This window comes from Arthrobacter sp. B0316-1-20, assembly GCF_059091865.1.
On the sequence record NZ_JBNHHC010000002.1, the window covers coordinates 385190 to 399150 of the forward strand.

The 13961-nt window shown below is 65.6% G+C and carries 13 protein-coding genes; 4 read left to right on the forward strand and 9 right to left on the reverse strand.

Annotation, left to right across the window (positions count from 1 at the left end; genetic code table 11):
* Positions 1–49 precede the first annotated feature (49 nt).
* Positions 50–928: a methyltransferase domain-containing protein gene (locus AC5RW2_RS04750; protein ID WP_493962073.1), complete on the forward strand. Its 879-nt coding sequence runs from the start codon at positions 50–52 to the stop codon at positions 926–928.
* Positions 929–951: 23 nt separating this feature from the next.
* Here the strand turns inward: AC5RW2_RS04750 and yczE are convergent, their stop codons facing one another.
* Positions 952–1599 (reverse strand): membrane protein YczE, encoded by a 648-nt coding sequence (gene yczE / locus AC5RW2_RS04755; protein WP_493962072.1) that lies wholly within the window; start codon positions 1597–1599, stop codon positions 952–954.
* 269 nt (positions 1600–1868) lie between these two features.
* Here yczE and AC5RW2_RS04760 point away from each other — a divergent pair, with 269 nt between their 5' ends.
* The 3 genes from AC5RW2_RS04760 to AC5RW2_RS04770 all read left to right on the forward strand — a co-directional run bounded on the left by AC5RW2_RS04760 (position 1869) and on the right by AC5RW2_RS04770 (position 3961).
* Positions 1869–2342, forward strand: coding sequence for an NfeD family protein (locus tag AC5RW2_RS04760; RefSeq protein WP_493939046.1), 474 nt, complete (start codon positions 1869–1871; stop codon positions 2340–2342).
* 60 nt (positions 2343–2402) lie between these two features.
* On the forward strand, positions 2403–3335 hold the full coding sequence (locus AC5RW2_RS04765; RefSeq protein WP_493962071.1) for an SPFH domain-containing protein: 933 nt from the start codon (positions 2403–2405) through the stop codon (positions 3333–3335).
* Between the two features lie 278 nt (positions 3336–3613).
* The gene (locus AC5RW2_RS04770; RefSeq protein WP_127512581.1) at positions 3614–3961 is read left to right on the forward strand and encodes an RNA polymerase-binding protein RbpA; all 348 of its coding nucleotides are present in this window, start codon (positions 3614–3616) and stop codon (positions 3959–3961) included.
* 79 nt (positions 3962–4040) lie between these two features.
* Here the strand turns inward: AC5RW2_RS04770 and AC5RW2_RS04775 are convergent, their stop codons facing one another.
* From AC5RW2_RS04775 to AC5RW2_RS04810, 8 genes are all read right to left on the reverse strand, one after another.
* Positions 4041–4772: a polyprenol monophosphomannose synthase gene (locus AC5RW2_RS04775; RefSeq protein WP_493962070.1), complete on the reverse strand. Its 732-nt coding sequence runs from the start codon at positions 4770–4772 to the stop codon at positions 4041–4043.
* A 535-nt stretch (positions 4773–5307) separates the two neighbouring features.
* Positions 5308–6942, reverse strand: a complete 1635-nt coding sequence (locus tag AC5RW2_RS04780; RefSeq protein ID WP_493962069.1) for an amidohydrolase — start codon at positions 6940–6942, stop codon at positions 5308–5310.
* 33 nt (positions 6943–6975) lie between these two features.
* Positions 6976–9795 (reverse strand): DEAD/DEAH box helicase, encoded by a 2820-nt coding sequence (locus AC5RW2_RS04785; protein WP_493962068.1) that lies wholly within the window; start codon positions 9793–9795, stop codon positions 6976–6978.
* Positions 9796–9863: 68 nt separating this feature from the next.
* Entirely contained in the window at positions 9864–10733 is an 870-nt protein-coding gene (gene tatC / locus AC5RW2_RS04790; RefSeq protein ID WP_493962290.1) for a twin-arginine translocase subunit TatC, read from the reverse strand.
* Between the two features lie 47 nt (positions 10734–10780).
* Complete coding sequence (gene tatA / locus AC5RW2_RS04795) at positions 10781–11065, reverse strand: Sec-independent protein translocase subunit TatA (protein ID WP_493950494.1); 285 nt, start codon at positions 11063–11065, stop codon at positions 10781–10783.
* A 42-nt stretch (positions 11066–11107) separates the two neighbouring features.
* A complete protein-coding gene (locus tag AC5RW2_RS04800; RefSeq protein WP_493962067.1) occupies positions 11108–11443 on the reverse strand; it encodes a hypothetical protein in 336 nt (111 codons plus the stop codon).
* Positions 11444–11453: 10 nt separating this feature from the next.
* Positions 11454–13451: a helix-turn-helix transcriptional regulator gene (locus AC5RW2_RS04805; RefSeq protein ID WP_493962066.1), complete on the reverse strand. Its 1998-nt coding sequence runs from the start codon at positions 13449–13451 to the stop codon at positions 11454–11456.
* 113 nt (positions 13452–13564) lie between these two features.
* Complete coding sequence (locus tag AC5RW2_RS04810) at positions 13565–13960, reverse strand: FKBP-type peptidyl-prolyl cis-trans isomerase (protein WP_136786737.1); 396 nt, start codon at positions 13958–13960, stop codon at positions 13565–13567.
* Between the last annotated feature and the right edge of the window lies 1 nt (position 13961).

Here is a 13961-nt window from a genome sequence, read left to right on the forward strand (position 1 = left end):
TCGCCGAGCGGGAGCCAGCCAGCGCTCACCGCTTTGCCTAGGATGGAGCATGCCCTCCGCCGAACACCCCTTGGATCTGATTGCGCTGATGCTTTGCCCGGTTTGCGGCGAACAGCTGGAAGCCGCCGGGCAGTTTCCGGCCCAGGGCCTCCGGTGTGCGGCAGGCCACCAGTACGACGGCGCCCGGCAGGGCTACGTCAACATGCTCACCGGCCGCGGCACCCGGTTCATCCCGGATACCGCCGAGATGGTGGCCGCCCGCGACGCCTTCCTGGGTGCCGGGCATTACGCTCCGCTGGCCCGGCAGTTGGCCGCGACCGCCGGCACGCTGCTGGCCGGAACGCCGGCTCCGGTGCTGCTGGACGCCGGTGCGGGCACCGGGTACTACCTCGAGGCCGTGCTGCGAAACCTGCCCGGCGGCCGGGCACTGGCGCTGGATCTGTCCAAGTTCGCGCTGCGCCGGGCTGCCCGGGCCGTGCCGAACGCCTTGTGCGTGGTCTGGGACCTGTGGAAGCCGCTGCCGCTGGCCGCGGGCAGCACCGACCTGATCCTGAACGTCTTTGCGCCTCGGAATCCGGCCGAGTTCGCCAGGGTGCTCAAACCGGGCGGGTATCTGGTGGTGGCCACTGCCGCGCCGGGGCACCTGGACGAACTGCGCGCAGTGGTACCGCTGTTGGCGGTCGATACCGACAAGTCGGAGCGGCTGGGCGAAACGTTGGGCGATTCATTCGCCGAAGTCGAATCGTCGGCACTCCAGGTGCCGCTTCGGCTGGGCGCCGAGGATATGGTGCGGCTGGTCATGATGGGGCCTAACGCCCACCATGTCGACGCGGAAAAAGTCCGTGCCGCCGCGGCCGCAGGGGCAGCCGATGGGCAGCTGCCGGTGACCGGTCGTTTTACCGTGACGACGTATCGGCGCCGCGGCTAGGCACGCAACCGCGTGCCGTCGAGTTAGTCGCGGACGGGATCGGCGCAGGTCTGCTTTCGAGCGCCAGGGGTCAGGTCAACGAACATCCACTTCAGGAACAGTTGGATCAGGGGTCCGATGGCCAGGACGAAGACCAGCGTGCCGAGCCCGACGACGCCGCCGAGCAGCCAGCCTGCCAGGGTCACCGCCGCTTCGATTCCCGTCCTGACAATCCAGACCTGCCACCCGGTGACTGCATGCAGGCCGGTCATCAGGCCGTCGCGAGGTCCGGGTCCAAGTCCGGCCCCGATGTACAGGGCGCTTGCGGCTGCCAGCAGCAGCAAGCCTGAACCGAACGACAGCACCTGCGCGGCGAGGTGATGCCAGTGCGGAATGACCAGCAGGCCGATGTCGGCGAAAAAGCCGACCAGCAGTGCATTGGCGATGGTGCCCGCACCCGGCTTCTGCCGCAGCGGGAGCCACAGCAGCAGCACGAGCGCGCTGATTGCCACCGTCGCCCAGCCAAAGCTCATGCCCGTGGCGCGGGCAATGCCTTGGCTCAGCACGTCCCATGGCGCGGAGCCGAGATTGCCGCGGATCATCAGCGCGATGGCGATGCCATAGGCGAAGAGTCCGGCAAACAGGCGCAGTGTCCTGAGTGCCAGCCGGTTGCTGGTCAGGACGGACTGCATGGCGGGCTCTCAGATGCGCGGCAGGGCGCGGTATATGGCACCGCACCATCCTATCCAGCAGGACGCCTTGACCCGCCGGGCGCCGCCGTTCCGGTCACAACTTGGCCACGATACACCCAATACCGCACGTAAGTGGCGAAATTCACGGCGCAGCGTCCCGCCGTCGGGCATGATGGAGGTATCAAGGGCAGCAGCAGCTCGCGGTGGGGGCCTGCGTGGCACGATGCAGGCTGAGGACACGGCGGCTGCTCCAACATCAGGGAGTGCTGATGATCGAATGGATTGTCGCTAACAGCTGGGTACTCTGGCTGGTCGTGTTTCTGATTCTGGCCATCGTCGAAATGATGACGCTGGACCTGTTCTTCATCATGATGTCCTCCGGCGCGCTGGTTGCTTTGTTCGGAGCCCTGCTCGGACTGCCTTTCTGGCTTCAGGTGGTCGTCTTCTGTGTTGTCGCCCTGCTGATGGTGCTTTTCGTGCGGCCGGTCGCGCTGCGACATCTACGCAGTGGGCCGCGGGACCTGGCCACAAACGTGGACCGGCTGATCGGCGAATCGGCCATGACGCTCGAATCCGTCACCGACCACTCCGGCGTGGTCAAGATCGGCGGCGACACCTGGACTGCCAGGTCTGCGGACGGATCAGCCATTCCGGCAGGCCAGCGCGTTTCGGTGGCCCGGATCGAGGGCGCTACCGCCGTCGTGACACCGCACCGCGCAGACGGGCCGCTCCCGGCCCAGTAAACCCGCGCCGGACTGGATTCCGGCGCGGCGAGCCACTGACACCACTCTTAGAGGGGAACTATGGATAGCAATCTCGCAATCTGGATCGTGCTGCTGGTCCTGATCTTGTTCGTCGTGATCGTACTGGTCCGGGCCGTACGGATCATCCCCCAGGCACGCGCCGGCGTCGTGGAGCGTCTGGGCAAGTACCAGCGCACCTTGAACCCCGGACTAACCATCCTGATCCCCTTCGTGGACCGGCTGCTGCCGCTGCTGGATCTGCGCGAACAGGTTGTGTCCTTCCCGCCGCAGCCGGTGATCACCGAAGACAACCTCGTGGTCTCCATCGACACCGTGGTCTATTTCCAAGTCACCGATGCCCGTGCTGCGACCTACGAGATCGCCAACTATATCCAGGCCGTTGAACAGCTGACCACCACCACCCTGCGCAACGTGGTCGGCGGCTTGAATCTGGAAGAGGCGCTCACTTCCCGTGACCAGATTAACGGCCAGCTGCGCGGAGTCCTGGACGAAGCCACCGGCCGCTGGGGCATCCGCGTTTCGCGCGTGGAACTCAAGGCGATTGATCCGCCCCACTCCATCCAGGATTCGATGGAAAAGCAGATGCGGGCCGAGCGCGACCGCCGTGCGGCCATCCTGACCGCCGAAGGCACCAAGCAGTCCCAAATCTTGACCGCCGAGGGTCAGCGCCAGGCGGCCATCCTTGCGGCTGAAGGCGATGCCAAGGCGGCCATCCTGCGGGCCGATGGCGAAGCCCAGGCCATCCAAAAGGTGTTCGACGCTATCCACAAGGGCAACCCCACTCAAAAACTGCTGGCCTACCAGTACCTGCAGACGCTCCCCAAGCTTGCCGAAGGCGAATCGAACAAGCTCTGGATCATCCCCAGCGAGGTCGGCGAAGCGCTCAAGGGCATTGGCAGCGTGCTGGGCGCCGCGGCGCCGGAGAGCGGCGCACCGGCCGTTTCCACGGCCGACGCTGAGCCGCGCGCCTAGGTCCCGGGGCGGCAACAAGGCCAGAACCGGGAGCCCGGGGTGTGCGCTAGTCCGGGCCCCCCGGGGCTGCCTGTTCGGTTAACCGGAAACACCGATGCGGACTATAATGGGTGGTTTGCCGGGAAGTTGCCGCTCATAACCATCCTTGACGTGGAGCAGATTGGCATTATCATCTGCGACCGGGAACAGACGGCCGCCCGCCAACGTTGAGGGTGTTAGCGAGCCATCGCGGACGTAGTGCAACCACCAGGTCCGCCACAAGACAAGAGGGAGAGATCATGAGCGATCGTAGCCTGCGGGGTATGCGCCTCGGAGCGCAGAGTATGGAGACTGAATCCGGTGTTGAGCCGGCTCCGCGCCAGCGCGTTGAGTACCGTTGCGAGGATGGCGAGCAGGTGTTCGTCACTTTCGCTGCAGAGGCCGAGATCCCCGCAGTCTGGGTCTCCAAGTCCGGCAAGGAAGCACTCCTCGTCAATGGAGAAAGGCCCGTTGACCCGAATGCCAAGCCGGTGCGCACCCATTGGGACATGCTTTTGGAACGCCGCAGCGTCGAGGAACTCGAACAGATTCTCGAAGACCGCCTGACCAAGCTCCGCGAACGCCGCGGGGAACGGCGCACTGCTTAAGGCTCTGACTCTAAAGTTCTAAAAATAGAAGGGAGCAACCCGGCATCCGGGTTGCTCCCTTCTATTGCGTCTGCGCGGATCAGGCCCGCTTGGCGCGAAGCCTGCGCCACTTGTCGGCAATCCCCCACTTGGTCACCAGGACAATCGACTCGGCCACAATCGCACCGCTCATTTTTGAGTCGCCGTACTCGCGTTCAACAAAGGTGATGGGCACTTCGCGGACCGCCAGTCCGGCCTTCAAGGTCTGCCAGGTCAGATCGATCTGGAAGCAGTAACCAACAGATTCGACCGCAGCAAGATCGATGGTGCGCAGGGTCTGGGCCTTGAAGGCGTTGTAACCGCCGGTGATGTCGCGGATGGTCACGCCCAGCATGAGACGCGAGTACAGGCTGCCGGCCAAGGAGATGGCTTTGCGGTGGATCGGCCAGTTGACCACCTTCCCCCCGGAGATCCACCGGGAGCCCTTAGCCATGTCGGCGCCCTCGTGCAGCGCGGACAGCAACCGGTCCAGTTCCTCTGGTTGATGGGAGCCGTCGGCGTCCATCTCCACCAACACGTCGTAGCCGGCGTCGAGGCCCCAGCGGAAGCCGGCGATGTAGGCTGCGCCCAGGCCGGCTTTGCCTTCTCTGTGGAGTACGTGGATGGCGGAATCCTCAGCGGCCATCCGGTCGGCGAGGGCGCCGGTGCCGTCGGGGGAATTGTCGTCGACCACCAGGATGTCGGAGCCGGGTTCGGCGGAGCGGAGGCGGGCTACTGTCTTCGGGAGGGACTCAATCTCGTTGTACGTCGGGATGATGGTGACGACCCGCACTCAGTGGCCTTTCGAACGTTGTGCTGCAAACCGCAGATTTCATGACGCGCCAGATGCCCGGTGGGCTCCCACGTCGACGGTCCAGTATAGGCCATCGCCCGGCCGGGCAGGTGGCAGGACGCCCCTGCGGCCGGAGCCGAGAGCCGGAGCCGAGAGCCGGAGCCGGGAGGAAGGGGGCGGGTAGGTCCGCATGCCTTCGGGCCACGAAAGCAAACCTACAGGGGAACGCAGACATGTTTTCTACTGACATGCGGACCTACCCTGGAAGTGCCGGTTCGTCAAGGGGCAAAGGGAGTAACCGCACAGAAGCGGGATACCGCCAGCTGCCACTCTCCCCGGCACGGGCCGGAATCCGCGAAGAAATACCGGCCCACTGAGAGTTCAGCCTACTGGCTATGTTCGAAGTGTCAATACCGCTCTGACCTGCGGTTTTGTCCAAACGTGCACGTCAGAGCAGGGCTTCTTGAGCAGAAATTAAACATTTCATTCAGATTTTCGTGTTCCCTGTCCAGGCACCAACTTATCGCCTCGGCCTCTAAAGCGCGTCGTGAAGGGTTATTCCGTTCACCACAGTCCGGACACATTCCGGCAATGTGCCGTTGTCCAGCGACGGGAGCATCGGGGTTCCCGCGCGCGCGTCCGTGCTCCAAGCGGACACCCGCGAGTCCGGCGTCTGGATGGACAACTCTTCAGCGTCCCAGATGGCGAAGGTAGCCGGCGTCCCCGGAGCCAACTGCCCCTCCATTGGGTTGCGCTCCCCTGCGGCCCGCCAGCCTGCGCGCGTGTGCGCCAGGAACGCTGCCCGTGCGGACATTTGCTCGCCGCGATTGTGGTGCTCCAGACAAGCCTTCACGGTGGCCCACGGGCTTTGTTCTGTCACGGGGGCGTCGGAACCGATGGCAACGGGGACGCCGGCGGTCTGCAAAGTTCCCACGGCGTTCATCGCCAGTGCCGCCTCGGCTCCAAGCCGGGTGGCATACATGCCCTCGGCGCCGCCCCAATACGCGTCAAAGAGCGGCTGCATGCTGGCCGTCACCCCGTGTTGCAGCAACCGCTCCAGGGCGCCGTCGGGCAGCATTTCCAGGTGCTCCAGACGCGGGCGGGCAGATCGCACCGCAGCCTGTCCGATGCGTCCTGCGGCCAGATCCAAGGCATCGAGCACCCGGAGGAGGGCGGCGTCGCCAATGACGTGAAACCCGGGTTGGATGCCTGCTCCTGCCGTCAACTCCAGATGCCGCGCAGCTGCCTCGGTCTCCAGGTACAGCGACCCATGTTCTCCGGACCTGTCAGCGTACCCGGCACTGACCGCCGCGGAATGGGATCCGATTGAGCCGTCCATGGTCAGGTCGCCGCCAAGCCCGCGCAGGCGCCCGGAAAAGCGCTCCATGGTTTCGCTGACCTGGGCGGAGGAGGTCATCAGCTCTCCCCAATACGGCAGGATCCTGGGCCCGGGTTCCGCATCGCTCAGCGCGAGCAAGCCCAGCAGGTCCTCGGCAGGTCCCAACTGCGGTGCGGCCATTTCCGTCAGCGCGACGTATCCGCGGGAAGCAGCGTGCTGCAAAGCCCTGCGCTGGAGTTCTTCCCGCCTGCTGGCATCAGGGGTCTGCACGGCGTGCCTGGCTCGTTCCAGAGCCGGCCCGCTGATGGTGCCGTCGCCGGTCCAGCCGGGCAGCTCTGCTAAGGCCAGCCGCGCCGCCAGTGCAGCGGAGACGACTGCGGAATGGACATCCACCCGGGTCAGGAATACCTCTGCCCCCTGCGCGGCACGGTCCAGTTCGGCAGCGCTCGGTGCACGGTTCTCCGGCCACTGGGTTTCGTCCCAGCCGTGACCCAGCACGGGCGCGGCGTTCTGTCGGGCAGCGGCCGCGACGGCGTCGAGCAGTTCCCCCAGCGATGCACAGCCGGATAGCTCCAGCGAGAACAAGGCGAGGCCGGTCTGGGTCACGTGCGCATGCGAATCCACGAACCCGGGGGCCACCAGCCGTCCGCCCAGATCGACGATCCGCATGGTGCTGTCCGCGATGGACGTGGCGGCGTGCTCGGAGCCGATCCACGCCACGGCGCCGCCGTCGACGAGCATCGCGGTGGCGTACGGGTCGGCGGCACTGTAGACGCTTCCATTGCGGTACATCGTGAGACCAGTAGCGGCGGGCAGGGCGGATTTACTCATGGGGATCCTTTCGGTGGTGCAGCGAGGGCCGGGCTATTCGGCCACGGCAGCGTACGCAACGACGCCGCGGCGGACCTGGCCGATGGCCTGCCTGCCGCGCGCCGCGAGCTGTGAATCGATGTGAGGAACCTTGACCAGCTGGTCCAGCAGGTCGATCACCTGCTTGGCCCACCGGACAAAGTCGCCGGCAGCCAAATCCGTTCCCTTGAGCGCAGTCTGCAGGGAGCGGCCGCTCGCCCACTTGTACATCGGCCAGACGAGACCCAGCTCCGGCTCCCCGCTTAGCGGCAACCGGTGCTGTTCCTCAAGGTCGGTCAGCTGCGACCATTCGCGCACGGCGATGGTGACCGCAGCTTCCATCCCCGGCGAGGGCATCTTGGGCCGGATGCCGGCCTCTTCACGCTTTGCCTGGTAGACCAGGCAGGAGACGAAGGCTGCCAGTTCTGCGGCGGTGAGCCCCACGAAGGCGTCCTGTTCCAAACAGAGCGCCACCAACAGGTCGCGGTCGCCGTAAATCCGCCGGAGGCGTTCTCCTGCCGGGCTGATGGCCACGCCGTCGCCGCCGGTCTCCAGATAGCCGTAGCTGTCCAGTACTTGGCAAACGCGGTCGAAGGTCTTGGCGATGGTGTTGGTCCGGCCCTGGATCTGCGAGACGAGCTGGTCGGTCTCCTTGCGGAGATTCCACCACCGCTCGGCCCAGCGGGCATGGTCCTCACGGTCGCTGCAGCCGTGGCAAGGATGGGCCTTGAGCTTGCGGCGCAGGTCGTTGATCTGGCGCTCGGCCTGTTGCCCGCCGGGCACAACAAAGTCCCGGTGCTCGGTTCCGCGCCGCGGAGGACGCTTGTCATGCAGGGCATTGCGCAGCGAGGAGGCCAGATCGCGGCGTTCCTTGGGGCTGCGCGCATTGAACGTCTTGGGAATGCGGATGCTGGAAAGGACCTCCACTGGGCCTTGGAAATCGTCAACCGAGATGCGCCGGATGTGCTTTTCCTGCGTCAGTACCGTCGGGCGGGGTTCGCGGGCTGATTCGTCCCGGTCCAGCACCACCGCGTAGCCCAGGCTCCGTCCGGCCGAGATGTCGATGATGTCGCCGCGGCGCAGCCGGTCCAGCGACGTTGCCGCCGCCGAGCGAAGATGCCGGGACTGAGTGCGGGAGGCGCGCTTCTCGACGTCGTTCAGTTCCCGGCGCAGCCGCGCGTACTCGGTGAAGTCGCCCAAATGGCAGCTCATTGCCTGTTCGTAGCCGGCCAGTGATTCTTCCCGGCTGCGGACCTGCCTGGCCAGGCCGACCACCGAGCGGTCGGCCTGGAACTGCGCGAACGAGCTTTCCAGGATCTCGCGGGCGGGACCGCGGCCGAACTGGGCAATCAGGTTGATGCTCATGTTGTAGGTGGGCCGGAAACTGGAATTCAGCGGATAGGTTCGCCGCGAAGCCAGGCCAGCCACCGCCCCCGGGTCGGTACCGGGCTGCCACAGCACCACGGCATGGCCTTCGACGTCGATGCCCCGCCGCCCGGCGCGGCCGGTCAGCTGCGTGTACTCCCCCGCCGTGATGTCGACGTGTGCCTCGCCGTTGAACTTATCCAGTTTCTCCAGCACCACCGACCGGGCCGGCATATTGACGCCCAGCGCCAGCGTCTCGGTGGCGAAGACGGCGCGCACCAAGCCGTCGGCGAAAAGCTTCTCCACCACTTCCTTGAACGTGGGCAGCATGCCGGCGTGGTGGGCCGAAAACCCGCGGGACAGCCCCTCGCGCCAAGTCCAGAAGCCAAGGACGTCCAAGTCCTCTTCGGCAATGTCCTGTACGGCTTCGTCCACCCGGCGGACGATGGCGCCGCGTTCCTTCTCCGTGGTCAAAATCAGCCCGGACTCAAGGCACTGCTTCACCGCGGCGTCACAGCCGTTGCGGGAGAAAATGAAGGTGATGGCTGGCAGCAGCCCTTCGCTGTCCAGCTTGGAGATGACCTGCGGGCGGCTGGCGCGCCGGATCCGGGTCAGCGCCTGCCGCGGGGGCTCGGGGGCACGCCGACCGCGTCGTCCGCCGGATCGGCCCCAGTTGGCGCTGCGGTTGAGCTTGTGCTCGGCCGAGGCCAGCTTCAGCAGCTCAGGGTTCACTTCATAGGCCCGGCTGCTGCCGGTTCCGGATTCCGGCACCGATTCATCGAAGGCGACGTCGCCGGCGAACAGATCGAACAGGTCGGAGCCCACCATCACGTGCTGCCACAGCGGCACCGGCCGGTGTTCGGACACCACTACGTCGGTGTCGCCGCGGACGGTGTCCAGCCAGGCGCCGAACTCCTCCGCATTGGAAACGGTCGCCGACAAGGAGACCAGTTGCACATCGTCAGGCAGGTGGATGATCACCTCTTCCCACACGGCACCACGGAAGCGGTCGGCCAGGTAATGGACCTCGTCCATCACCACGTAGGCCAGGTCAAGCAACGTGTCGGAGTTGGCATACAGCATGTTCCGCAGCACTTCGGTGGTCATCACCACCACGTCCGCATGAGGGTTCACGGAGGTGTCGCCGGTCAGCAGGCCGACCCGTTCAGTTCCGTAGGTGGCGACCAGCTCGTTGTACTTCTGGTTGCTCAAGGCCTTGATCGGCGTCGTGTAGAAAGCCTTCAGCCCCCGCTGCAGTGCCATGTAGACCGCAAACTCCCCGACAACGGTCTTGCCGGCGCCGGTGGGCGCGGCCACCAGCACGCCGCGGCCACGTTCCAGCGCCTCGCAAGCCTCGCGCTGGAACGGATCGAGTTCGAATCCGAGAGTCTGGCTGAACGAATACAACCGGGTCTTGGAGAAGGCCACCCGTTCGGCGGCTGCCAGATAGCGTTCGGATGGAGAACTCATACCAAAAGACTATCCGTTTAAACCCGCTCCACTGGTGGGCGCCGTCGGTGAAGAGGAACGGCAGGGCACTATTGGGCGCCGTCCGGCTTCCGCTCATCGGTTTTCAACTGGTCAAGCGGCGTGGGCCGCTCAAGCTGGGTGGCCTGATCGTCTTCGAGTTGGTCGAGCGGCGTCGCCTGGTCAAGGGTGCCGGCGATCTCGGCTTCGCGCGCCGCGCGCCGCTTCTCGCGCCGTTTGTCGTTGATCAGACTGATGCCTGTAGCGATGAAGAACAGCGCCAGTAGCGGTCCCGCCAAGAGGAACATGGACATGGCATCCGGGCCGGGCGCCGCCATTGCCGCGACCAGGCAGACCACAAACACCACGATCCGCCAGCTCTTGATCACTCGGCGGCCGGACAACAGACCGGCGAAGTTCAGGCCTACCAGGACCACCGGAAGAAGGAACGCGACGCCGAGCGACAGGAACATCCGCATGACGAAGGTCAGGTAATCGGTGGCCAGGATCTGGTTCACGCCACCCTGCGGCGTAAACATGGTCAGGACCTTCACGATTTCCGGGAGCACGATCCAGCCGAAGTAGATCCCGAGCAGGAAAAGCGGCACGGCAGCGAACATAAAGCCCAGCGTGTAGCGGCGTTCTTTGGCTTTAAGCCCGGGCGTGATGAAGCCCCAGATCTGGTAGATCCAGACCGGTGAACTGATTAACAAACCTAGGAAAATGGAGACCTGGATCTTCAGATCAAACGGGGAGCCGACGCTGCCGTAGTTGATTTCGGCGCGCCGGCCCTTTTCCGCCGAGATTTCCATCAGCGGTTGTTGGACGGCCACCATGACCGGGTCATAGAGGAACCAGCCGACAATGGCCCCCAGCAGGACGGCGACGCCGGCAATGATGAGCCGGTTGCGCAGTTCTTTAAGGTGGGCCTTGAGCGGCATCCGCCCCTCAGGGTTGGCCTTGCGGCCCTTCTTACCGGTCACGGCCCTTACTGCTGGTGCGGCGATGGGGATCCACCGTTCGCATTCGGCGCCTGGCCGCGGTTGTCAGTGTTGTTGCGCGGCGGGTTGACCACACGGCCCTCGACCGGCTCCTGGTCCGGAGCGGAAGCAGACGCATCGTCGTCCTTCATCTGCTTTACCTCGGACTTGAAAATGCGCATGGACTGGCCCACGCTGCGGGCGAGGCCGGGCAGCTTCGGTGCGCCAAAGAGCAGCAGCACAATGATGACCAGAATAATAATGGTCCAGGGGTTATCGAAGAGTCGTCCCATGCGTGGTTCCTTTCGTCTACTACATCTTATGCCATGGCGGGATCAGGAAAGCCGCAGATCGCGCAGCGACTGCCGCTGTCCCCGGGCCGCCCGGCGGGCCACCCGGCGCTGCCGTCGCTGTTCGCGGCGCTGCTCCTTGCCCGCGGCGTGTTCCTCCTTGAGCACAGCGGGATCGGCGAAGATGGCCAGCCGGGGATGGTGTGGTTCCGGCAGCGGTGGTTCCGTCTGCAGGCCACTCCCCAGCCGGTCCACCGCCGACTCGAATTCACGCAAAGTTCGCATGAACTGGCGGAAGATCCGCCAGCCCAGCAGGCCGATGAAGACCAGTGACAGCGCACAGAGGGCAACCCAAAGCAGAATCCAGAACCAAAGGGGCATGCTGTCTACTCTAGCTTCCGGTGCGAGCCGCGGCCGAGCGGTAGACGTCCAGCGCCTGCCGCAGCCATTCCTGGGTGTGGTGCGCCACGTCGGCCGGCTCCAGCAGCACCACTTCGCCGCCGTTGCGGGCCACCAGGCCGGGCAGCACGGCCGTGCTGGACAAACGGATCTCGGCAGCCAGCGAACCGTCCTGCAGCACAGCCCGGCGCCGGGCGTTGTACTGGTCGGCCAGTTCGGCCAGGCGCTCGGAGATCCACAGCACCACTGTGTGGTCGGTTTCCCGCGGGGTGAACAGGCTGTCCGGGAATTCGCTGCTCCGCTCGGCCGGGGGCTCATAATGTTCCCCGGTCTTGGTGAGCGACCGCATCCGGTCCACGCGGAACTGGCGCACGGCCTGCTGGCGGTGGCACCAGGCTTCCGTGTACCAGTGGCCGTCCACGGCGAAGACCCGCAGCGGATCGATCCGCCGGTTCGTCATCTCATCCCGCGACGGCACGAGGTAGTCGATGTCCACGCTCTGCTGCGCGGCCGCGGCTTCCTGCAGCGCGAGCACTTCGGGCGCGCGTTCCTCTGCGGCCAGATCCGCCGCGATCGCAGTATGCCGGCCGGCAACCCCGCCGGCCGCGGCCAGCAGTTTGCTGAGCGCGCTGCGCAGGGCGGGCTGCTCCCCGACCCCGGGCACGGTTTCCAGGGCCTGCAGCCCCACCACCAAGGAGAGTGCCTCGTCCAAGCTCAGCCGCACCGGCTTGTCGATCTCGTCGGCGTTGTTGATGGAGATGGTGCCGTCTTCCCAGAAGGCTTCGATCAGCTGGTCCGGACCATAACCGGGAGTTCCGCAGACGAACAGCAGGTTCAGGTCCTTGATCAGCTGGGTGGTGCTGATCTCGAACTTCTGCGCGGTCTCTTCCAGCGGCACCCCCGGGTTGGCGGTGACGTAGGAAACCAAGTCCAGCAGCCGCGGAAGGTGGTCCAAGGAGCCCGTCTTCCGTAACGGCCGTGACGTGTCTTCTTTGAGGGAGTACGACGGCGGGGCTTCGGCTGCGGCGGCCAGCGCGCCTTCCAGCCGCCGAACCACGGCGCCGCGCAGTTCCTCCGGCTCCTGCACCCACGCGTTGGCGCCATGCGAGGCAATTTCTTCGGCCAGCACTTCCACATCGCCGTAGCCAAGTTCCACCGCATCCCACCCCTCCGGCGGCCGGACGGTTGCGGCAACCGTAGCGGCCGCCCGCAGCGAATTGGCCTTGTCCCGGCGGAGCAGCAGCACCGCCGTGCCAATGTCCTGCGGCGCCTGCAGCTCAGCCAGCACGTCACGCATGGTGAAGCCCTCCGGGATGTTGTACGTCCCGGACAGCTTCTTGACCGTGGAGGTGACCCGGGAGAGCCGGAAGGTGCGCGGCGCATCCCGGTCCAGGTCCCGGCCGGCCAGGTACCAGTGGCCGTATCGGTTGCCCAGTCCCCACGGCTCGACCCGCCGTTGCTGCGGCTGGCCGTCCCGGGGCGACCGGTAATTAAAGGAGACCGGCGTGTGCGCCAACACTGCCTTGAGCATTGCCTCGAAGGCCGGCTCCGCGGTTCGGATGCGCGGCTCCACGCCGATCAGCGGGTCGCCCTCGGCCAACGCACCCTGTACGTCCAGCCGGCGTACGGCGCGGGCCGCGGCCGAACCCAGCGAGGCCTGCTGCCACAAGCGTGATGCGAGCGAGAGCACTGCGCTTTCCTGCGGGCTGAACTGCAGTTCCGGCAACCGGTACTTGTGCCGATCGATTCGGTACCGGAGCCCGCTTTGGTCGTTTTCGTACAGCGTGTCGTCGGGGAACGTCTCCACCGGTACGCCCATTTCCCGCAGGTCTTCTTTGTCCCGCTCGAACAGGCGGTTGAAGGCATCGTCGCTAGTTGCCTCCTGGTACGGCGGAATCAGCGCGCGCAGTTCCTCTTTGCTGTAGCCGCGCCGGCGTTCCAGCAGCGCGATCAGCAGGTTCAGGAGTCGTTCGGTTTTGGAGGCGGACATAGTTGAAACGTTACTGGTTGTGCGGCTCGTGGAACGAAGTTAACGTCCAAGGGCGGAGTAACGATGGACTAACGTTCACCGTAGCTCCGCCCCTGGGCAGGCCGTAGGAGGACCTAGCGGACGCCGAGCAGATCGACCACGAAGATCAGCGACTCGCCCGGCGCGATGGCCGATCCTGCGCCGCGGTCTCCGTAGGCCAGGTGCGCCGGAATTTCCAGTCGGCGCCGTCCGCCGACCTTCATGCCCAGCAGGCCCTGGTCCCAGCCCTGAATGACCTGGCCGACACCGACGCGGAAGTCCAGCGGTGCGCCGCGGTTCCAGGAAGCATCGAACTCTTCGCCGGTGGACCAGGCCACGCCCACATAATGGGTGGATACGGTGTCGCCGGCCTTGGCCTCGGCGCCGTCCCCCACGATGATGTCTTCGATCACCAGGTCTTGCGGGGTTTCGGTCCCGGGAAACTCGATTTCAGGTTTGGTGCGGTCGTAGTCGCGCTTGCCAAAAGACATA

Excerpts from the sequence above, each read along its gene's own strand:
- AC5RW2_RS04750 (WP_493962073.1), top strand. The coding sequence starts at position 50 with ATGCCCTCCGCCGAACACCCCTTGGATCTGATTGCGCTGATGCTTTGC.
- yczE (WP_493962072.1), bottom strand. The coding sequence starts at position 1,599 with ATGCAGTCCGTCCTGACCAGCAACCGGCTGGCACTCAGGACACTGCGC.
- AC5RW2_RS04760 (WP_493939046.1), top strand. The coding sequence starts at position 1,869 with ATGATCGAATGGATTGTCGCTAACAGCTGGGTACTCTGGCTGGTCGTG.
- AC5RW2_RS04765 (WP_493962071.1), top strand. The coding sequence starts at position 2,403 with ATGGATAGCAATCTCGCAATCTGGATCGTGCTGCTGGTCCTGATCTTG.
- AC5RW2_RS04770 (WP_127512581.1), top strand. The coding sequence starts at position 3,614 with ATGAGCGATCGTAGCCTGCGGGGTATGCGCCTCGGAGCGCAGAGTATG.
- AC5RW2_RS04780 (WP_493962069.1), bottom strand. The coding sequence starts at position 6,942 with ATGAGTAAATCCGCCCTGCCCGCCGCTACTGGTCTCACGATGTACCGC.
- AC5RW2_RS04785 (WP_493962068.1), bottom strand. The coding sequence starts at position 9,795 with ATGAGTTCTCCATCCGAACGCTATCTGGCAGCCGCCGAACGGGTGGCC.
- tatC (WP_493962290.1), bottom strand. The coding sequence starts at position 10,733 with ATGCCGCTCAAGGCCCACCTTAAAGAACTGCGCAACCGGCTCATCATT.
- tatA (WP_493950494.1), bottom strand. The coding sequence starts at position 11,065 with ATGGGACGACTCTTCGATAACCCCTGGACCATTATTATTCTGGTCATC.
- AC5RW2_RS04800 (WP_493962067.1), bottom strand. The coding sequence starts at position 11,443 with ATGCCCCTTTGGTTCTGGATTCTGCTTTGGGTTGCCCTCTGTGCGCTG.
- AC5RW2_RS04805 (WP_493962066.1), bottom strand. The coding sequence starts at position 13,451 with ATGTCCGCCTCCAAAACCGAACGACTCCTGAACCTGCTGATCGCGCTG.
- AC5RW2_RS04810 (WP_136786737.1), bottom strand. The coding sequence starts at position 13,960 with ATGTCTTTTGGCAAGCGCGACTACGACCGCACCAAACCTGAAATCGAG.